This is a genomic window from Pseudomonas resinovorans NBRC 106553, from assembly GCF_000412695.1.
GTDB classification, from domain to species: Bacteria; Pseudomonadota; Gammaproteobacteria; order Pseudomonadales; family Pseudomonadaceae; genus Metapseudomonas; species Metapseudomonas resinovorans_A.
In genome coordinates, this window is sequence record NC_021499.1 from 5054414 (window position 1) to 5074871 (window position 20458).

Annotated in this window: 17 protein-coding genes; 4 read left to right on the forward strand and 13 right to left on the reverse strand. The window is 66.8% G+C overall.

All coding sequences use genetic code 11. The features are described from left to right. Positions 1-20: 20 nt before the first annotated feature. From PCA10_RS22755 to PCA10_RS22815, 13 genes are all read right to left on the reverse strand, one after another. Positions 21-1310 (reverse strand): flavohemoglobin expression-modulating QEGLA motif protein, encoded by a 1290-nt coding sequence (locus PCA10_RS22755; protein WP_016494440.1) that lies wholly within the window; start codon positions 1308-1310, stop codon positions 21-23. A gap of 7 nt (positions 1311-1317) precedes the next feature. Beyond that, entirely contained in the window at positions 1318-1872 is a 555-nt protein-coding gene (locus tag PCA10_RS22760; RefSeq protein WP_016494441.1) for a hypothetical protein, read from the reverse strand. A gap of 56 nt (positions 1873-1928) precedes the next feature. Continuing rightward, positions 1929-2642 carry a TetR/AcrR family transcriptional regulator gene (locus tag PCA10_RS22765; RefSeq protein ID WP_016494442.1) on the reverse strand — a complete coding sequence of 238 codons (714 nt, stop codon included), beginning with the start codon at positions 2640-2642 and terminating at the stop codon, positions 1929-1931. Between the two features lie 196 nt (positions 2643-2838). Continuing rightward, positions 2839-4341 (reverse strand): lysine--tRNA ligase, encoded by a 1503-nt coding sequence (gene lysS / locus PCA10_RS22770; protein ID WP_016494443.1) that lies wholly within the window; start codon positions 4339-4341, stop codon positions 2839-2841. A gap of 114 nt (positions 4342-4455) precedes the next feature. Then, positions 4456-5551, reverse strand: a protein-coding gene (gene prfB / locus PCA10_RS29850) for a peptide chain release factor 2 (RefSeq protein WP_144276998.1) whose coding sequence is annotated in 2 segments (ribosomal slippage) — positions 4456-5478 and positions 5480-5551 — 1095 coding nt in all. Because the reading frame shifts where the segments join, the coding sequence is not laid out codon by codon here. Positions 5552-5684: 133 nt separating this feature from the next. Then, positions 5685-6710 carry a diguanylate cyclase gene (locus PCA10_RS22780; protein WP_016494445.1) on the reverse strand — a complete coding sequence of 342 codons (1026 nt, stop codon included), beginning with the start codon at positions 6708-6710 and terminating at the stop codon, positions 5685-5687. A gap of 34 nt (positions 6711-6744) precedes the next feature. Continuing rightward, positions 6745-7749, reverse strand: a complete 1005-nt coding sequence (gene cheB, locus PCA10_RS22785; RefSeq protein ID WP_016494446.1) for a chemotaxis response regulator protein-glutamate methylesterase — start codon at positions 7747-7749, stop codon at positions 6745-6747. Continuing rightward, the gene (locus PCA10_RS22790; protein WP_016494447.1) at positions 7746-10046 is read right to left on the reverse strand and encodes a hybrid sensor histidine kinase/response regulator; all 2301 of its coding nucleotides are present in this window, start codon (positions 10044-10046) and stop codon (positions 7746-7748) included. The genes cheB and PCA10_RS22790 overlap by 4 nt, the downstream gene beginning before the upstream one ends. After that, complete coding sequence (locus PCA10_RS22795; RefSeq protein WP_016494448.1) at positions 10043-10732, reverse strand: chemotaxis protein CheW; 690 nt, start codon at positions 10730-10732, stop codon at positions 10043-10045. Before PCA10_RS22795 ends, PCA10_RS22790 begins: the two co-directional genes overlap by 4 nt. Beyond that, positions 10722-11969 carry a CheR family methyltransferase gene (locus PCA10_RS22800; protein ID WP_016494449.1) on the reverse strand — a complete coding sequence of 416 codons (1248 nt, stop codon included), beginning with the start codon at positions 11967-11969 and terminating at the stop codon, positions 10722-10724. Before PCA10_RS22800 ends, PCA10_RS22795 begins: the two co-directional genes overlap by 11 nt. Next, complete coding sequence (locus tag PCA10_RS22805) at positions 11966-12472, reverse strand: chemotaxis protein CheW (RefSeq protein ID WP_016494450.1); 507 nt, start codon at positions 12470-12472, stop codon at positions 11966-11968. The genes PCA10_RS22800 and PCA10_RS22805 overlap by 4 nt, the downstream gene beginning before the upstream one ends. A 9-nt stretch (positions 12473-12481) precedes the next feature. Continuing rightward, positions 12482-14110, reverse strand: coding sequence for a methyl-accepting chemotaxis protein (locus PCA10_RS22810; RefSeq protein WP_041770412.1), 1629 nt, complete (start codon positions 14108-14110; stop codon positions 12482-12484). A gap of 279 nt (positions 14111-14389) precedes the next feature. Then, complete coding sequence (locus PCA10_RS22815; RefSeq protein WP_016494452.1) at positions 14390-15079, reverse strand: tellurite resistance TerB family protein; 690 nt, start codon at positions 15077-15079, stop codon at positions 14390-14392. A gap of 196 nt (positions 15080-15275) precedes the next feature. Here PCA10_RS22815 and PCA10_RS22820 point away from each other — a divergent pair, with 196 nt between their 5' ends. The 4 genes from PCA10_RS22820 (at position 15276) to PCA10_RS22835 (ending at position 20457) form a co-directional block, all read left to right on the forward strand. Continuing rightward, entirely contained in the window at positions 15276-16187 is a 912-nt protein-coding gene (locus PCA10_RS22820) for a LysR family transcriptional regulator (RefSeq protein WP_016494453.1), read from the forward strand. A 104-nt stretch (positions 16188-16291) separates the two neighbouring features. Beyond that, positions 16292-17797, forward strand: a complete 1506-nt coding sequence (locus PCA10_RS22825; RefSeq protein ID WP_016494454.1) for a gamma-aminobutyraldehyde dehydrogenase — start codon at positions 16292-16294, stop codon at positions 17795-17797. Positions 17798-18020: 223 nt separating this feature from the next. Beyond that, positions 18021-19172 carry a putative ABC transporter substrate-binding protein YdcS gene (ydcS, locus tag PCA10_RS22830; protein WP_016494455.1) on the forward strand — a complete coding sequence of 384 codons (1152 nt, stop codon included), beginning with the start codon at positions 18021-18023 and terminating at the stop codon, positions 19170-19172. A gap of 259 nt (positions 19173-19431) precedes the next feature. After that, positions 19432-20457: an ABC transporter ATP-binding protein gene (locus PCA10_RS22835; protein ID WP_016494456.1), complete on the forward strand. Its 1026-nt coding sequence runs from the start codon at positions 19432-19434 to the stop codon at positions 20455-20457. Position 20458: the final 1 nt, after the last annotated feature.

Here is a 20458-nt window from a genome sequence, read left to right on the forward strand (position 1 = left end):
CGGGGCGCTCGGCACGGCCATCAGATGATATTGGCGTAGTCCGCCTCGATGCGGTCCAGGCTCAGGTGGTTGAGGAAGTTGGAGAAGCACATCCAGGCCGACAGTGCGTTGAGGTCGCGGAACTGCGGCGGCAGGTACTTGGGCGGTATCACCAGGCCTTCGTCCACCAGTTGGCGCAGGGTGCGGGTGTCTTCCAGGGTGGTCTTGCCGCAGAACAGCAGGGGGATCTGCTCCAGCTTGCCCTTGCGCACGGCGAGCTGGATGTAGTTGTAGATCAGGATGAAACCCTTCAGGTAGGACAGGTCCTTGGTGAAGGGCAAGCCCCCCGGCAGCGAGCCACGGAAGGCGCGACTGGCGCTGCCGTAGCTCTCCTCCATGCTGTACCCCTGCTCGCGGTAGAAATGGTAGATGTCGAGGAAGTTGGCCCCCTCCTCCGCCATGTGGATGGCCCGGGTACGGTTGGTCAGCTTGCGCAGGCGGGTCGGATAGGAGGCGAAGGCGATCACTTCCATCAGGATCGCCAGGCCCTCCTGGGTCACGGTGGACGACGGCGGGCCCTTGGCGAGGAAGGTGCAGATCGGCTGGTTCTGGCCATTCAGGGTGGTGCCGACGTGCACCAGCCCCTCGTGGACCTCCAGGGCGCGCACGTCGCGTTCGTTGAACATGGCGTCGGCGCGGATCTTGATGTAGTCGGCGCCCGCCGCGGCGTCGGCGACTATGCCGTCGGACTCGAAGACGCGGATGGTGTCATCGCCGAAGACCGCGCCCAGGCGGCTCTGCAGCATGTCCACGGCATCCTTGGCGGCGAGGGTCTTGGGTTCGTCCTTGAGGTCGCCGCGATCGTCGATCTTGTTCAGGTAGTCCGAGAGCATCAGGCCAAGGTCGGCCAGGGTCGGATCGCCGGCGTGGAAGGCGTCGGAGGCGGCGCCGTAGAGCTCCTGGGAGATCAGGCCGAAATCCGCGGTGCCGCGTGCTTCGAGCATGCGGATCACCATCCGGTACTCCTTGCACATGCGCCGCATGATCTGGCCCACCGGATTGAACTGGCCCAGGTGGCGGGTGATGTCGCGCTCGATGTTCTGGAACTCCAGCTTCTTTTCCACCGAATCGAACGCCAGCGGGCGGCTGTCGTAGTAGGCGCGGTCCACCTCGGGCATGGACTTGCCCTTGTGCTTGAGGAAGCTCTGGCGAACGCTGTCGTCCCACTTCACCGCGTCCAGCACGCGAATCGGCGTCTGCGCCTGGACGATGCGGTCGGAGAGCGCGCGGATGGTCTTCTGGTAATCGTCGGGCAGTTTACGGCGGCTCATCGGCGGCTCACTCCTGGTTGGAACGCTGGTAGCGCGCCACTTCCACGAAAACATCGGAATTGGCCGGGTCGTCCAGCCAGCCGAACACCACGTCCAGCGGGCTGGTGATCAGCACGCCGTCGCCGTCGGGCAGCTCCACCACCTGGCCTTGCAGATCGCCGCCCTGCAGCTCCTGCTCGATGCGTTCGACATCCAGGTTGTAGACCACCAGCTCGTTGTCGGTGGTCAGCTCGAAGCCGGCGATGGCGAAGTTGGCGCCGAGTTTCTTCGGCAAGCCGGCGGAGAGGTACCAGCGGCGGCCATGGTGGGCGACGGTGAAGCCGAACTCCTCCATGCCCTCCAGGTTGTCCTTGCTGCCCTCGAAGCTGCGGGCCTTGTACAGGTTGGACCCGGAGCGGCTGATCTCCAGGTATTGGCGCTCACCCCATTCGTCCTTGCGGGTCCAGTCCCCGAGCAGGGGGATGGGGGCCGGCTCGTTGGCCGGAATGGGGTCCTTGAAGGTGACCAGACAGCCGCCCAACAGCAGGAAGGACAGGGCAACCACGGCACGCCAGACTTTCATCTCGCTCTCCTTGTGATAACGAAAAACCCCGCCACGGCGGGGTTGGATCTACGCGCTTAGAGCCCCATCACCAGGTACAGGTAGCGTTTCAGGACGGCTCGCATCTCGTCGATGTCGAGGTTTTCCACGCCGTCGAGAAGGCCCTGATATTCCATCCGCAGAATGACGGCCGTCAACACCTTGGCGTCTTCGGCCGGTTCCGCCGACCCCAGCACCTGGAAGAAATGCTCCGCGCCCTGGGAGAGTATCCGACGGTGTGCGTCGGCAAGATTACGCAGGCCGGCGTTGAGCAGCGCTTCCTGGCGGAACGCGTGCTCGGCCAGCAGTTGGTCGCGGTTCTCGTGCAACTGGCTCTGCACGTACTGGATGGCCAGCTCGACTATCTGCTCGGTCATCGCCCGGCGCGAGTCGCCGTCACGGCTGAGGGCCGCCGCCATCGCCTGGAGATCGTCCTCCACGCTGGCCCAGAAGGCCGCCATCACCGCCGAGCTGCGCTCGACGAACTGGGCGAAGGTGTCGGTGATGAGGTCGTTGATGTCCTTGAAGTAATAGGTGGTGGCCGACAGCGGCACCTGGGCCTCGGCGGCCACCGCGCGGTGGCGCACGGCGCGCACGCCGTCGCGGACGATGATGCGCATGGCGGCATCGAGGATCGCCTGGCGGCGCTGTTCGCTGCCCTGGCGGCTGGCCTTGCGGCCTTGGTACTTCACGCTTTCGGCGACCGCGTTGGCGACGCGGGCGGCACTGTCACTGCGGGACGACTGATTCAAGACAGGAAACCCTCCGAACTCACTCAAGGTGAAAGTGTTGACCATTTATCCGGCTATTCAATGCCGGTGCAGGTGATATGAGCTCTTTCGACCCTGAAGAGCGACATCTAGGAGCCGCGCCGTGGCAAAAGGTTCGCCGGCAGGACGCGGCCAAGAAAAAACCGCCCGAAGGCGGTTTTTTTCTAACTCCGAGCTATCAAGCCTGCGGCCGCATATGCGGGAACAGGATGACGTCTCGAATAGACGGCGAATTGGTCAGCAACATCACAAGGCGATCGATACCGATGCCTTCACCGGCGGTCGGCGGCATGCCGTACTCCAGGGCGCGGACGAAGTCGGCGTCGTAGTGCATGGCCTCGTCGTCACCGGCGTCCTTGTCCTTGACCTGCTGCATGAAGCGGTCGGCCTGGTCTTCGGCGTCGTTGAGCTCGGAGTAGGCGTTGGCGATCTCGCGGCCACCGATGAACAGCTCGAAGCGATCGGTCACGTTCGGGTTGTCGTCGTTGCGACGGGCCAGCGGCGACACTTCGAAGGGGTACTGGGTGATGAAGTGCGGCTGCTCCAGCTTGTGCTCCACCAGCTCTTCGAAAATCATCACCTGCAGCTTGCCCAGGCCTTCGAAGCCCAGCACCTTGGCGCCGGCCTTCTTGGCGATCTCGCGGGCCTTGTCGATGTCCTGCAGGTCGGCCGCGGTGATGTCCGGGTTGTACTTGAGGATGGAATCGAACACGGACAGGCGTGCGAAGGGCTCGCCGAAGTGGAACACCTTGTCGCCGTAGGGCACGTCGGTGCTGCCCAGGACCAGTTGCGCCAGCTCGCGGAACAGCTCCTCGGTCAGGTCCATGTTGTCTTCGTAGTCGGCGTAGGCCTGGTAGAACTCGAGCATGGTGAACTCGGGGTTGTGCCGGGTCGAAACGCCTTCGTTACGGAAGTTGCGGTTGATCTCGAAGACCTTCTCGAAGCCACCGACCACCAGACGCTTTAGGTACAGCTCCGGGGCGATACGCAGGAACATCTGCATGTCCAGGGCGTTGTGGTGGGTTTCGAAGGGCTTGGCCGCGGCGCCACCGGGGATGGTCTGCAGCATCGGGGTTTCCACTTCGAGGAAATCGCGCTCGATGAGGAACTTGCGGATGTGGCCGATGACCTGGGAACGCACGCGGAAGGTGTTGCGGGTTTCCTCGTTGACCATCAGGTCGACGTAGCGCTGGCGGTAGCGCTGCTCGGTGTCGGTCAGGCCGTGGTGCTTGTCCGGCAGCGGGCGCAGGGACTTGGTCAGCAGGCGCACGTTGGTCATTTCGACGTACAGGTCGCCCTTGCCGGAGCGGGCCAGGGTGCCCTCGGCGGCGATGATGTCGCCCATGTCCCAGGTCTTGACCGCCGCCAGGGTTTCTTCCGGCAGGGTCTTGCGGTTGACGTAGACCTGGATGCGACCGGTCATGTCCTGGATCACCATGAAGGCGCCACGGTTGAGCATGATGCGACCGGCAACCTTGACCGGAATGGCCGCGGCCTCCAGCTCTTCCTTGGTCTTGTCGACGTACTGTTTCTGCAGGTCCGCGCAGTAGCTGTCGCGGCGGAAGTCATTGGGGAAGGCATTCCCCTGCTCACGCACGGCGGCAAGTTTTTCCTTGCGCTGGGCGATCAGCTTGTTTTCTTCCTGTTGCAGTTCGTTCTGGTCGAGTTGTTGGTCGCTCATGGTCTTGGTGGTTCCCGGTTAGGCGTTGCTTCGCCTGTTTGAAAAGTGATCGCGCAAGGTTGAAGCAAAGAGCGCGCAGGCCATTCCCAACGGGGCATTGCCTGCGCAGGCGCTTTACAGCCCCTGCTTGAGGCTGGCCTCGAGGTATTCGTTCAGATCGCCGTCCAGCACCTTGTCGCAGTCGCTGCGCTCGACGCCGGTACGCAGGTCCTTGATTCGCGACTGGTCGAGTACGTAGGAGCGAATCTGGTGGCCCCAGCCGATATCGGACTTGGTGTCCTCCAGGGCCTGGGAGGCGGCCATGCGCTTCTGCATCTCCTGCTCGTACAACTTGGCCCGCAGCATCTTCATGGCGGTGTCCTTGTTGGCGTGCTGGGAGCGTTCGTTCTGGCACGCCACCACGGTGTTGGTCGGCACGTGGGTGATACGTACCGCCGAATCGGTGGTGTTCACGTGCTGGCCGCCGGCGCCGGAGGAGCGGTAGGTGTCGATGCGCAGGTCCGCCGGGTTGATCTCGATCTCGATGTTGTCGTCGATCTCGGGGGAGGCGAATACCGCGGTGAAGGAGGTGTGGCGGCGGTTGCCCGAGTCAAAGGGACTCTTGCGCACCAGGCGGTGCACGCCGATCTCGGTGCGCAGCCAGCCGAAGGCGTACTCGCCCTTGATGTGCACGGTGGCGCCCTTGATGCCGGCGACTTCGCCTTCTGACAGTTCGATGATGGTGGCGTCGAAGCCGTTCTTGTCGGCCCAGCGCAGGTACATGCGCAGCAGCATGTTGGCCCAGTCCTGGGCCTCGGTGCCGCCGGAGCCGGCCTGGATGTCCAGGTAGGCGTTGTTCGCGTCCATCTCGCCGCTGAACATGCGGCGGAATTCCAGGGCCTCGAGGATCCCGCGCAGGCGCTCGACTTCGGTGGCGACGTCGTTCACCGCGCCTTCGTCGTTCTCCTCGACCGCCATGTCCAGCAGGTCACGGGAATCGGACAGGCCACCGGTGAGGTCATCCAGGGTTTCGACGATCTGCGCCAGCTGGGCGCGTTCGCGGCCAAGGTTCTGGGCGTACTCGGGGTTGTTCCAGACGTTCGGGTCTTCGAGTTCGCGGTTTACTTCGACGAGACGATCATGCTTTTGATCGTAGTCAAAGATACCCCCGAATGGAGAGGGTGCGATCGGAGAGGTCCTTGATGCTATTGAGGATCGGGTTGATTTCCATGGCGGGAAGCTCTCGCTGGCAAAACTTTCGGAAAAGCCGGCGAGTATACCCGACTCACCGGCCGTCGAAAGCATGCCAATCCTGATTTACCCCGATCCGGCGACGCACGGGGCACCCGCAGGTGCCCGCGCCATCAGGCCCTGGCGTCGGCCGCCACCATGGCCACCTGGTTGCGGCCGTTGTTCTTCGCCTGGTAGAGCCCCTGGTCCGCCATATCCACCAGCACCAGGGAGGCCTGGCCGGCCTTGGGGGTCAGGGTGGCGACGCCGATGCTGATGCTCAGCACGGAGCCGGGCGCCGGCGAGTCATGGGGGATGCCCAGGGCCTCCACGGTACGCCGCACCTTCTCCGCCAGCAGGCGCGCGCCGCCAGCGGCGGTGCCCGGCAGGATCATGGCGAATTCCTCGCCGCCGTAGCGCGCCGCCAGGTCGGTGGAGCGGCTGCAGGAGGCGCGAATGGCGTCGGCCACGCGACGCAGGGCCTCGTCGCCGGCCACGTGGCCGAAGTTGTCGTTGAAGGGCTTGAAGTGGTCGACGTCGATCATCAGCAACGACAACTCACTCTGTTCACGCAGGGCGCGGCGCCATTCCATGTCCAGGTACTCGTCGAAGTGACGGCGGTTGGACAGGCCGGTCAGGCCGTCGGAGTTCATCAGCCGCTGCAGCACCAGATTGGCTTCCAGCAGCTGTTGCTGGCTCTCGCGCAGGGCCCGGTAGGCCTCGTCGCGCTGCTGCAGGGCGACGAAGGAGCGCGAGTGGTAGCGGATCCGCGCCACCAGCTCGATGGCATCGGGCAGCTTGACCAGGTAGTCGTTGGCCCCGGCGGCGAAGGCGGCGCTCTTCACCAGCGGCTCCTCCTTGGTCGACAGGACGATGATCGGCACGTCGCGCAAGGCCGCCACGGCGCGGTACTCGGCCAACAGGCTGAGGCCGTCGACGCCGGGCATCACCAGGTCCTGGAGGATCACCGTGGGCTTGAGCTGCAACGCCAGCGCCACCGCCTGCAGCGGGTCGGCGCAGAAATGGAAATCGATGCCGGCTTCGGCCGCCAGTGCCCGCCGCACCGTTTCACCGACCATGGCCTGGTCGTCGACCAACAGCACCATGGCGGATGGCTCCACCGGGTTCATGTCCGTATGGCTGCGATAGGGGAACTGCATAACGCTCTCCGGGCCAGGCGGCCTGAGTTGAATTTCATCCGAGTGCCTCGACCAGCCGGGGCGCGATGCGCTCCAGGGCGAGTATTTCCACCGCCGCACCGATGGCGGCGGCGGCCTTGGGCATTCCATAGACGGCGCAGCTGGCCTGGTCCTGGGCGATGGTCAGGAAGCCCCGCTCGCGCATGCGCTTGAGGCCTTCGGCGCCATCCTGGCCCATGCCGGTGAGCAGCACGCCGATGGCGTCACCCTTCCAGTGCGCCACCAGGCTGTCGAAGAATACGTCGATCGACGGCCGGTACACGAAACTGGTGGGTTCGGCCGTGTAGGCCAGGCTGCCGTCGGCCTGGAGCCGCAGGTGATTGTTGGTGCCGGCCAGGAGCACGGTCCCCGCCTGTGGCGGTTCGCCCTCCCGGGCCAGGCGCACCGGCAGGCACGACTCTCTGGCCAGCCATTCGGCCATGCCGGCGGCGAAGACCTCGTCCACATGTTGCACCAGCACCACAGCCGCCGAGAACGACTCGGGCAGCTGCTTGAGCAATTGCGCCAACGACGCCGGGCCGCCGGCCGAGGCACCGATGGCCACCAGGCGCTGGCCGCTGCCGAGGGACTGACGTGCGGCCGCGTGCCCCTGGCCGCGCTTGTCCCGCGGGCCCACCAGCCAGCCGATGTTCTGGATCTTGCGCAACAACAGGGCGGCCTCCCGCGCCTGGTCGCTGCCCAGCGCCGGGGTGTTCACCGCATCCAGGGCGCCATGGCCCATGGCCTCGAACACCCGGTGCACGTTCTGCTCGATGTCCACGGTGACGATGAGAATGGCGCAAGGGCTGTGCGCCATGATCTGGCGGGTCGCCTCGACGCCGTCCATGACCGGCATCAGCAAGTCCATCAGCACCACATCCGGCACGTCGAGGGCGCAGCGCTCCACGGCCTCCGCGCCATTGCCGGCGACCCAGGCGATCTGGTGCGCCGGCTCCAGGGCCAGGGCCCGGCGCAGCGCCTCCACCGCGAGCGGCATGTCGTTGACTATCCCTATCCTCATCCGTGGGCCTCCCCTATCAGCATGACCACCGCGTCCAGCAACGCCTCGTCATGGAAACTGGCCTTGGCCAGATAATAGTCGGCGCCGGCATCCAGGCCTCTGCGCCTGTCCTCTTCGCGGTCCTTGTAGGACACCACCATTACCGGAAGGGACTGCAAACGGTTATCGCGACGCACCAGGGTGACCAGTTCGATGCCATCCATGCGCGGCATGTCGATGTCGGTGATCAGCAGGTCGAAATGCTCGGAGCGCAGGGCGTTCCAGCCGTCCATGCCGTCCACGGCCACCGCCACCTCGTAGCCGCGACTGAGCAGCAACTTGCGCTCCAGCTCGCGCACGGTGAGGGAGTCGTCCACCACCAGTACCCGTTTGCGTTGGGCACCCACGCCCTGGCGGCCGCTGCGATCGACCTTTTCCAGGCGACCGCTGCCGAGCAGCTTGGCCACCGACTTGAACAGGTCCTCGACGTCGAGAATCAGCACCGGCCGGCCGTCGTCCAGCAGGGCGCCGGCGGACAGGTCCTGGACCTTGCCCAGGCGCGGGTCCAGCGGCATCACCACCAGGGTGCGCTCGCCGATGAAGCGCTCCACCGCCACGCCGTAGCAGCTGTCGCGCTCGCTGATCAGCACCACGGGGATACCCGCCTCGTCGCGCTTGCCCTCGGCGCACTGGAGAATCTGGCTGGCCGAGATCAGGCCGACGTGGCGCCCTTCGTGCCAGAAATGCTGGCGGCCTTCGAGCTGGACGATGTCCTCGTGCTGCAGGCGGGTCATGCGCTCGATATGTGCCAGCGGGAAGGCGTAGGCCTCGCCGCCCACCTCCACTACCAGGCTACGCACCACCGAGAGGGTCAGCGGCACCTCGATATGGAAGCTGGCGCCGCGCCCGCTGCGCTGTTCCATGCGCACACCACCGCGCAACTGCCGGACCATGTGCTGCACCGCGTCGAGACCGACGCCGCGTCCCGACACTTCGGTGACCTGCTCGCGCATGCTGAAACCGGGCAGGAAGAGAAACGCCAGCAACTCTTCCTCGGTCATCCGCGTGGCGGTTTCCAGGTTGGCGAACTGCCGCGCCACCACCGCGTCGCGCAGGCGTTCCAGGTCCACCCCGGCGCCATCGTCGGCCAGCTCCAGCAGGAGCATCCCGGCGTGGTGCCGGGCATGCAGGCGAATCACGCCCTCCTCCGCCTTGCCCAGGCGCACGCGCAGCTGCGGGCTCTCGATACCGTGGTCGACGGCGTTGCGCAGCAGGTGGGTCAGGGGCGCTTCGAGTCGCTCCAGCACGTCACGGTCGACCTGGGTGCTCTCGCCGGTCACCTCCAGGCGCACCGGCTTGCCGAGGGATCGGCCGAGGTCGCGGACCATCCGCGCCTGGCCGGCGAGCACATCGGCGAAGGGGCGCATGCGCGATGCCAGGGCGGCGTCGTACAACAGCTGCGCGCGCTGGCCGCCTTGCCAGCCAAACTCATCGAAGTCGGTCATGTAGCCGGCGAGCATCTGCTGGCATTCGCCCAGCAGTTGCCGAGCCTCGCCGAGCATGGCCTGGGCCTGCGGGTCGAGGCTGCCGTCCAGCACCGACTCGCGGGCCACGTCCAGTGCGCGACTGGCGCTGGCCTGGAGGCGCTTGAGGCGGTGCAGGGAATCGTTCAGCGGCTTGATGCGCTGGAATTCCACCAGGGATTTGCTGGAGATATCCAGCAGGTGGTCGAGGCGTTCGGCGCTGACCCGCAGCACCCGGTCGCGGGCCTCGCCGGAACCCTCGGCGGGTGCCGGCGCTTCCGCATCGCGAGGCGCAGGCTCCACCACGGGCGCCACGGCGACCGGCAGCGGCGGCGCGCTGGCGGGCTGCGGACCCGGGATGACCGGCTCGCGCAGAACGCCGGCAGCTACGGGGGGCGTCGTATCGGAGCGCCCCTGCAAGCGCGCGACCAGTGCCTCGATGGCCTCGCGGCCGGCGTTGTCCGCCCAATCGGCGTCGGCGCCAATGCGCAGCAACAGGTCCGAGCCCTGCAGCAGCGCGTCGATATTGTCCGGTTGCAGGCGCACATGCCCCTGGCGCGCGGCTTCCAGCAGGTCCTCCATCACATGGGCGACCCGCACCCCGGCGTCCAGCCCGACGATGCGCGCCGCCCCTTTCAGGGAGTGCGCCGCGCGCATGCAGGCTTCCAGTTGGTCGGCCTGGGTCGGGTTGCGTTCCAGCACCAGCAGGCCGGCGTTGAGCATCTGGGTCTGGGCTTCCGCCTCCAGGCGGAACAGCTCCAGCAGGGACGCGTCGCGCATCTCGTCCGGGGTCATGCCAGGCTCCTTGCCATGGCCTGCAGCAGCAGGTCTTCGTGCAACAGGGTGACACTGCGCCCGCGCCACTGCACCACACCCGAGGCGAACTGGCGCGCCGCCAGGTCCGGAGTGCGGCCGGGATCGACCAGCGCGTCCAGCGGGATGGCGTGGATGCCGTCCACTTCATCCACCGGCGCCACCAGGGGGCCACCCTGGCTGCCGAGGATCAGCATTCGCGGTACCACGCGGTGCTCGCCGGCCACCTCGGCGCCCAGCTCCAGCCCCAGCAGTTCAGCCAGAGACAGGCAGGCCACCAGGGCCCCGCGCACGTTGGTCACCCCCAGCAGGGCCAGGGAACGCTGGTGCGGCAGGGAGTGGATGGGGTTGATCGCCGCCACCTCCACCAGGCAGCGGGTGGCCAGGCCGAGCCACTCATCGCCAAGACGGAACACCAGGATGGAAAGGCGCTCGCGGCCATCGTCCTCGGTAGCGTCGGTGACTGTCGTGTCGAGCTCTTCGCGGACCAGCGCGTAGCGGTCCAGCAACAGGGTGGCCGCCGCCGCGTGCACCTCGCAGTTGCGGCAGTGGACATGGGCGGCCAGGCGTTCGCACGACTTGTCGCCATGCACGCCAATGCGGTTCCAGCAATCGTCCACCGCCGGCAGCTGGTCGCTGGCGATCAGGGGCAGGCGGTCAACGACCATCGTTGTTCACTCCACGAATGGCGCGCTGCTGCAGGCGCTGCGCGCCGGCGCGATCGCCACGGGCGGCGAGCAAGGCCGCCAGGTGGGCCAGGGCCTCGGCGTGCTGCGGCGCCAGGTACAACGCCTTGCGGTAGTAGTCCTGGGCGTCGTCGAGCCGGCCCGCCACATCGCTGAGCAGGCCGAGCCAGTAGAAGACGTCGGCCGAGGGACCATGGGCGGCCAGGAAGGCCTCGCAGGCGCTGCGGGCTTCCTCGCTGCGGCCACTGTTGGCCAGGCTGGCGATGGTCGCCAGGGCGGCGTCGCGCCCCGAGGTATCGACCCCTGGCTGCGGCGTTTGCGGTTTGGGCAGCGGTGGCCGTGGCTTGGCCGGGCTGCGCAGCGGCGCCACGGGCGGCAGGGGTACGGCGGCCCGGGCCGGCGCCCTGACAGGCTTGGCGGCGGCCTTGGGGGGTGCATGGCGGAACACGAACGCCTGTGGATAACCCAGCGCCTGCATGCCCTGCTGGCTGAGCAGGCTGGCCTCGGCCGGGCCGATGAACATGGCGCCGTCGCGTTGCATCAGGCGCTTGAGAACCTCCAGCACCGCCACCTGGGTCGGTCGGTCGAAATAGATCAGCAGGTTGCGGCAGAACACGAAATCGTAGGCGGGTTCACCGGCGAGCAGGCCGGGGTCCAGCAGATTGCCGCGCCAGAAGCGCACCTTGCCCGCCACTTGCTGGGCCAGGGCATAGCCCTCGCCGGCGGGGATGAAGTAGCGCTCGCGGAAATCCAGCACATCGCCGCGAAACGAATTGCGCCCGTAGAGGCCCTGGCGCGCGCGCTCCAGGACCCGTTCGCTGATATCCACCGCGTCCACCTGGAACAACCCCGGTGCCAGGCCGGCGTCCAGCAGCGCCATGACGATGGAAAAGGGTTCCTCGCCCGTGGAACAGGGCAGGCTGAGGATCCGCAAGGGCCGCCCGGGAGCCAGCGCCGGCAGCCGCTCGAAGGCCAGCCGCGCGAGGGCCGCGAAGGATTCGGGGTAGCGGAAGAACCAGGTTTCCGGCACCACCACGGCTTCCACCAGGGCCTGCTGTTCGACCGGGGACGCGTTGAGGGCGGTCCAGTAGCTGTCTTCGCTGGCGCAGCCGCTGGCGTGCATGCGCTGGCGCACCGCGCGCTCGATGACGATCCGGCCGACGGACTCCGCCTCCAGGCCGATGCGGTTCTTCAACAGGGTCTCGAAGCGCTCGATCATGCCGCGCCCTCCGTCGCCGGGAACAGCAGCGCGCGCACGTCATCCGGCAGCAGGTCGGCGACGCGAATGCGTTGCACCAGGCCATCGGCGCCCGCGTAGACCGGTCCCAGGTAGCGCGCCCCGCCCTGCTCCAGGCCGTAGTCGCGGAACTCGTCCGCGCGGCAGCGCAGGGTGTCGGTGGCCTGTTCGAGGATCAGCCCGAGCCAGCGCGAGCGGCCTTCATGGGGGTAGTCCACCAGCACCAGGCGGGTGCTGGTGCGCACCTGGGCCGGCTGGCCGAAGGCGAGTACGCCCAGGTCCAGCACCGGCACCAGCGCGCCACGGTGGGAAAACACCCCGGCGACCCAGGCCGGCGCCTCGGGCACCTGCTTCAGCTGCCGCAAGGGCAGCACTTCCACCACTTCATGGACGTCCAGCGCATAGCGGTCGCCCCCCATGCGGAACTGCAGGTACAGCTGGCCCCTGGCGGCGCGGGCCGGGACACGGGTTCGACTCGGGCCCATGGCGCCGGCTCACACCTTGAAGCGGCTGACGCCGGTTCGCAGGCCGTTGGCCACCAGGTTCAGTTCGTCGATGGCGGAGCTGGCCTGGCGCAGCGAGTCCACGGTCTGCCCGGTGGCCTCGCCCAGTTGCACCAGGGCCTGGTTGATCTGTTCGGCGCCGGTGGCCTGGGCCTGCATGCCCTCGTTGACCATCTGCACCCGCGGCGCCAGGGCCTGCACCTGCTGGATGATCTGCGACAGCTGCTCGCCCACCTGCCCCACTTCGGCGATGCCGCGGCGCACTTCTTCGGAGAACTTGTCCATGCCCATGACCCCGGCGGACACCGCCGACTGGATCTCGCGGACCATCTGTTCGATGTCGTAGGTGGCCACGGCGGTCTGGTCGGCCAGGCGCCGCACCTCGGTGGCGACCACGGCGAAACCGCGACCGTACTCGCCGGCCTTCTCGGCCTCGATGGCGGCGTTGAGGGACAACAGGTTGGTCTGGTCGGCCACCTTGACGATGGTGGTGACCACCTGATTGATGTTGCCGGCCTTCTCGTTGAGGATCGCCAGTTTGGCGTTCACCAGCTCGGCGGCACCCATCACCTGGTGCATGGTGTCTTCCATGCGGGCGAGGCCCAACTGGCCGGAGCCGGCGAGGATGGAGGCCTGCTCGGCGGTGCCGGACACTTCGGTCATGGTTCGCACCAGGTCGCGGGACGTGGCGGCGATCTCCCGCGAGGTGGCGCCGATTTCTGTGGTGGTGGCGGCGGTTTCGGTGGCGGTGGCCTGCTGCTGCTTGGAGGTGGCGGCGATCTCGGTGACCGAGGTGGTCACCTGCACCGCCGAACGCTGGGCCTGGGACACCAGGGTCTTGAGCTCGTCGGCCATGCTGTTGAAGCCGGTTTCGATGGCGTTGAATTCGTCGTTGCGCTTGAGGTCCAGTCGCGTCGACAGGTCGCCGCCACCCATGACCCGCAGGGTTTCGACAATGCCGCCCACCGGACGGGTGATGGCGCGCATCAGCAGCAAGCCGCAGACGGCGGCGGCGGTAACGGCCAGCAACATGGCCAGGAGCATGCTGCGCTCGGCATTGCGCACCGAGCTGACGATCTCCCCGACCGACGCCTCGGCGGTGCTCTTGTTGAAATCGATCATGTCGTTGAGCGCTTGGCGCCCTTTGGTCCACTGCACGATCAGCTCATCGTGGAAGGTCCGGCGGGCCTGCCCGAGGTTGCCGGCGCGCAACTGCTCCAGCAGTTCGGCCTGGCGTTCGCTGTAGGCTTCGTGGATGTCGAGGAATTGCCGGTAGCTCTCGACATCGTCCGTCCTGGAGATGGTGGCCTCGTAGGCCTTGAGGAAGGCAGCCAGCTGTTCGCTGCTTTCCTCCAGCGCCTTCTCGTCACCCGGGTACAGCTGTATGCCATCGGCGGCATCGTCACCCAGCATGGCCTGGGTCCGCAGCATGTTGTCGGTCCAGCCGCTGCGCAGCTTGCTGATCACGTACATGCCGGGCACGGAATCGCTGAGCACCTGGTCGCTTTCCTTCTCGATGCTGCGCAACTGAAGGTAGGACATCAGGGCCATCAACAGCATGATGGCGATAATCACCGCGAAACTTGCCTGGATACGCAAGCGAACAGTCCAGTTCTTCACAATCTTCCCCGTTACCAGTGCCCGGAATCTTGTTGGCTAAACGCCGATGGCGGCGACTCTAGTGGCTCGCCATAACGCCCGCAAGCACCAGATCGGCGCAGGTAAACGTCGCCAGAAAGCCGGCGGGACGAGGCTTCGGGGGAGTTTGGCAGAAAGTGGGGGTTTTGCAGATGGAAATGCTGCGAGGTGCGGGGCTCGCCTACCCGAGCCCCGCGAATGAATCCGCGGCCTGAAGGGCAGGCCGCTGGTACTGCGTCAGCGTCACACGCGAGGTGGCGATCAGGCCAGTTCCTGCCGCACCTGCCGCTCCAGTTCGAGCTTCAGGCCGGGATCGAGCCGCAGTTGCCGGGCCAGCTCTTCCAGGTAGGCGCGCTCCATGAAGTGCTCCTCGTCCACCATCAGCACGCTGGCCAGGTACATCTCGGCGGCCATTTCCGGGGTGCCGGCGGCGCGGGCGACATCGGCGGGGTCCAGCGGCTTGTTCAGCTCGGCGTCGAGCCAGCCACGCAGTTCGGCGTCCTGGGTGAGCTTGGCCAGTTCTTCCTCTATCAGCTGGCGCTCGCGGGCATCCACATGGCCGTCGGCCTTGGCCGCCGCCACCAGCGCCTTGAGGATCGCCTGGCTGTGCAGCTCGGCCTGGGGCGCGGGCAGGCGGTCGAGGGTCTGGGGTTCGCCGTTGGGCGCCGAGGCCTGCTGCGCCTGCCAGTTGCCATAGGCCTTGTAGGCCAGCACGCCGAGTGCAGCCAGGCCGCCGTAGGTCAGCGCCTTGCCGCCCAGCTTGCGTGCGCTCTTGTTGCCCAGCAGCAGGCCCAGGGCTCCCGCCGCCAGGGCGCCGCCACCGGCGCCGGTGAGCAGGCTGCCGAGGTTGCCATTGCCGGACTTGCCGCCGCCGGAGTTGCCGCCAGCCTTCTGTTGCAGCAGGTCCTGGCCGGATTTGAGCAGTTGGTCCAGCAGTCCGCGGGTGTTCATGGAAGCCTCCAGATCGGTCCGATTGCGGGAATCGATCGACTCTAGCCGCTGGCATCCTCCACGGCAGCGCGCAGAGTGCTTCGAGATATTGCTGCGGGCCCGCAAGGTGGCGGGCTTGACCATTCCCATCTAAAAAAGCGAAACAGTCATTCAGATTTCGATAAACCCTATCCGTTGGCAGAAGCGAACCACGCCCATGATGACCCTCCGCCAGATCCGCCACTTCATCGCCGTCGCCGAAACCGGCTCGATCTCCGCCGCCGCCCAGGCGGTGTTCATTTCCCAGTCCACCCTGACCCTGGCCATCCAGCAGCTGGAAGAGGAAATCGGCGTCAGCCTCTTCAACCGTCACGCCAAGGGCATGTCTCTGACCCACCAGGGTCACCAGTTCCTGCGCCAGGCGCACCTGATCCTGGCCACCGTGGACAACGCCAAGCGCAGCCTCCAGCAGAGCACCGACCAGGTGGCCGGCAGCCTCACCATCGGCGTGACCAGCCTGGTGGCCGGTTATTACCTGGCCGACCTCATTACCCGCTTCCAGCGCGCCTACCCCAATGTGAAGACGCGGGTGGTGGAGGACGAGCGCCCCTACATCGAGCACCTGCTGGTGAGCGGCGAGATCGACGTCGGCGTGTTGATCCTCTCCAACCTGGAGGATCGCCACGCCCTGCAGACCGAAGTCCTGACCCATTCGCCCCACCGCCTCTGGCTGCCCGCCCAGCACCCGCTGCTGGAGCTGGACAGCATCAGCCTGGTGGACGTGGCCGGCGTGCCGCTGATCCAGCTCAACGCCGACGAAATGGGCCTGCACACCCAGCGGGTCTGGTCCCGCGCCGGCCTCACGCCCCAGGTGACCCTGCGCACCGCCTCGGTGGAAGCGGTGCGCAGCCTGGTGGCGGCGGGCCTTGGCGTATCGATCCAGCCGGACATGACCTACCGCCCCTGGTCCCTGGAAGGCGACATCATCGAAGCCCGCCCCCTGGTGGACCTGGGCGAACCCCTGGACGTGGGCCTGGCCTGGCGTCGCGGCACCGCGCGGCCACCCCTGGTGGACCCCTTCCTCACCGTGGCGCGGGAGCAGCCCAACAGCCGCAAGCCTTCGATTTAATCGAACGCTGCTTTCAATATTTAGAATTTGTCGACCTCAAGCCCGGCCACTAGTCTCTCGACCTCATAAGCAGAGCCATGTCGGGCGCCCCAAGGAGCACCGGGATGACTGAACAACAAAAGAACGAGAAGAAACGAGCCAGCAAGATGACCGGCGCCACCAGCAACCCGACCCTGCACAGCGAACTGCTGATCGATGGCCGACTGGTCAGCGGCGAAGGGCTGGCCGAAGCCATCATCAACCCCGCCAGCGGGGAAATCCTCGCCAGCATCGCCGAAGCCTCCATCGAGCAGGTCGAAGCCGCCGTCGCCGCCGCCCACCGCGCCTTCGCCGGCTGGTCGCGGACTACCCCGGCGCAACGCTCCGCCGCGCTGCTGGCCATCGCCGACGCCATCGACAAGAACGCCGACGCGCTCGCCCGCCTGGAAGCCCTGAACTGCGGCAAGCCGCTGCACCTGGCGCGCCAGGACGACATCCCCGCCACCGCCGACGTGTTCCGCTTCTTCGCCGGCGCCGTGCGCTGCCAGCAGGGCCAGCTGGCCGGCGAATACGTCCCCGGCCACACCAGCCTGGTGCGCCGCGACCCAGTGGGCGTGGTGGCCTCCATCGCCCCCTGGAACTACCCGCTGATGATGGCGGCCTGGAAGATCGCCCCGGCCCTCGCCGCCGGCAACACCCTGATCTTCAAGCCCTCGGAACACACCCCGCTGTCGATCCTGGCCCTGGCGCCGGCGCTCGCCGAAATCCTCCCGCCGGGGGTGATCAACATCCTCTGCGGTGGCGGCGACAGCGTCGGCAGCCAACTGGTGGGGCACCCGAAGGTCCGCATGGTGTCGCTCACCGGCGACATAGTCACCGGCCAGAAGATCCTCCAGAGCGCCGCCCGCACCCTGAAGCGCACCCACCTGGAACTGGGCGGCAAGGCGCCGGTGATCGTCTGCAACGACGCCGACCTCGACGCCGTGATCCAGGGCGTGCGTACCCACGGCTACTACAACGCCGGCCAGGACTGCACCGCGGCCTGCCGTATCTACGCCCAGGCCGGTATCCACGACCGCCTGGTGAGCGAGCTGGGCGAGGCCGTGTCCAGCCTGCGCTTCGCCCGCAAGCGCGACCAGGACAACGAAATCGGCCCGCTGATCAGCGCCCGCCAGCGCGACCGCGTGGCCAGCTTCGTCGAGCGCGCCCTCGGCCAGCCCCATATCGAGCGGGTCACCGGCGCCGCCGCGCATTCCGGCGCGGGCTTCTACTACCAGCCCACCCTGCTGGCCGGCTGCAAGCAGCAGGACGAAATCGTCCAGCGCGAAGTGTTCGGCCCGGTGGTCACCGTCACCCGTTTCGACGACCTGGCCCAGGCCGTGGACTGGGCCAACGACTCCGAGTACGGCCTGGCCTCCTCGGTCTGGACCCAGAACCTGGACAAGGCCATGCAGGTGGCCGCGCGGCTGCAGTACGGCTGCACCTGGATCAACACCCATTTCATGCTGGCCAGCGAGATGCCCCACGGTGGCCTCAAGCGCTCCGGCTACGGCAAGGACCTGTCCAGCGATTCGCTCCAGGACTACAGCGTGGTGCGCCACATCATGGCCCGCCACGGCACTGAACTGTGAGCGCCTGCCATGGCCAGCTGCGCGTCGGCGATACCGCGTCGAGAACAGTCTCGGAATGCTCATTTGCACCAGCAAACTCCGCTTCCTCGACCGTTCTCTCCTTGTCTCGCTCTAGCTCGCAAGGCCATGACGCGGCGTGAGGCATAAGTAGAAGCAAAGGGCCTCGAAGGCCGGCTGTACCTGTTTGATCTGCCCCGACCAATAACGAAAAAGAGGGAACATCATGTCCGTACGCAAGACCGCGCTGCTCAGCGCAGTGGCCACCGCCGTCCTCGCCAGCGGCAGCCTGCAGGCCGCCGAAGCCCTGAAACAAGTCGGCGCTGGCGAAGGCCAGCTCGATATCGTCGCCTGGCCCGGCTACATCGAGCGCGGCGAGTCGGACAAGAGCTACGACTGGGTGACCCAGTTCGAGCAGGACACCGGGTGCAAGGTCAACGTGAAGACCGCCGCCACCTCCGATGAAATGGTCAGCCTGATGACCAAGGGCGGCTACGACCTGGTCACCGCCTCCGGCGACGCCTCCCTGCGCCTGATCTACGGCAAGCGCGTCCAGCCGATCAACCCGGAGCTGATCCCCAACCTGAAGAACCTCGACCCGCGCCTGAAGGACGCCCCCTGGTTCACCGTGCAGGGCCAGCAGTACGGCACCCCCTACCAGTGGGGCCCGAACCTGCTGATGTACAACACCAAGCTGTTCAAGCAGGCGCCGGACAGCTGGAGCGCCGTGTTCGAGGCCCAGCAACTGGCCGACGGCAAGGCCAACAAGGGCCGCGTGCAGGCCTACGACGGCCCGATCTACATCGCCGACGCCGCCCTCTACCTGAAATCCGCCAAACCGGAACTGGGCATCCAGGACCCCTACCAGCTCACCGAAGAGCAGTACACCGCCGTGCTCGACGTGCTGCGCACCCAGCACGCCCTGGTGCACCGCTACTGGCACGACGCGACCGTGCAGATGAGCGACTTCAAGAACGAAGGTGTGGCCGCTTCCAGCACCTGGGGCTACATGGCCAACACCCTGAAGGCCGAAGGTCAGCCGGTGGCCACCGTGGTGCCTAAGGAAGGCGTCACCGGCTGGGCCGACACCACCATGCTGCACGTGGACGCCAAGCACCCGAGCTGCGCCTACAAGTGGATGAACTGGTCGCTGGAGCCCAAGGTCCAGGGCGACGTCGCCGCCTGGTTCGGCTCCCTGCCGGCCGCCCCGGAAGGCTGCAAGGCCAGCGCCCTGCTCGGCGCCGAGGGCTGCGCCACCAACGGCTTCGACCAGTTCGACAAGATCGCCTTCTGGAAAACCCCGCAGGCCGAGGGTGGCAAGTTCGTCCCCTATAGCCGCTGGACCCAGGACTACATCGCAATTATGGGTGGAAGGTAATCCGCACCGACCTCTCCCTTGAAGCCCCCCTCTCCCTCCGGGAGAGGGGCCGGGGGAGAGGGAAGCCGGGACCACTCGGTGTTTCCCTAAGCTCTACGGAGCCAATTACCCGCAACACCGAGCGGCTGACATAACCCTCACCCCAACCCTCTCCCAGAGGGAGAGGGAGCTGGTCCGCACCACCTGAAATTCCCGCAGGGCTTCAGCCATGAAGCCCTGCCCAAGTCATGCCTTTTTCGCTTCACCGGAGCACCGCACCATGACGCTTGCTGTCCAGTTCACCCAGGTATCCCGCCAGTTCGGCGAGGTCAAAGCCGTCGACCGGGTATCCATCGATATCAAGGACGGCGAGTTCTTCTCCATGCTCGGCCCCTCGGGCTCGGGCAAGACCACCTGCCTGCGCCTGATCGCCGGCTTCGAGCAACCCACGTCGGGCTCCATCCGCATCCATGGCGAGGAGGCCGTGGGCCTTGCGCCCTACGAGCGCGACGTGAACACCGTGTTCCAGGACTACGCCCTGTTCCCCCACATGAACGTGCGCGACAACGTCGCCTACGGCCTGAAGGTGAAAGGCGTGGGCAAGTCCGAACGCCTGGCCCGCGCAGAAGAGGCGCTGGGCATGGTCGCCCTGGCCGGCTACGGCGAGCGCAAGCCGGCGCAGCTCTCCGGTGGCCAGCGCCAGCGCGTGGCCCTGGCCCGCGCCCTGGTCAACCGTCCACGGGTGCTGTTGCTGGACGAGCCCCTGGGCGCGCTGGACCTCAAGCTGCGCGAGCAGATGCAGAGCGAGTTGAAGAAACTGCAACGCCAGCTCGGCATCACCTTCATCTTCGTCACCCACGACCAGGGCGAGGCGCTGTCCATGTCCGACCGCGTGGCGGTGTTCAACAAGGGCCGCATCGAGCAGGTGGATACCCCGCGCAACCTCTACATGAAGCCGGCCACCCCCTTCGTCGCCGAGTTCGTCGGCACCTCCAACGTGCTGCGCGGCGACCTGGCGCGCCAGCTCAGCGGGGTCGCGCAACCCTTCTCCATCCGCCCCGAGCACATCCGCTTCGCCCAGGGCGAGCGCGCGGCCGGCGACGTGGAAATCAGCGGCCTGCTGCACGACATCCAGTACCAGGGCGCCGCCACCCGCTACGAGATCCGCCTGGATAACGGCCAGAACCTCAGCATCAGCCAGGCCAACAGCCAGTGGCAGGACAGCGCGTCGCCGCACCAGCAAGGCCAGGTGGTCACCGCTCGCTGGGCCCGCGATGCCATGGTCCAGCTGACCGAGGGCGCGTGAC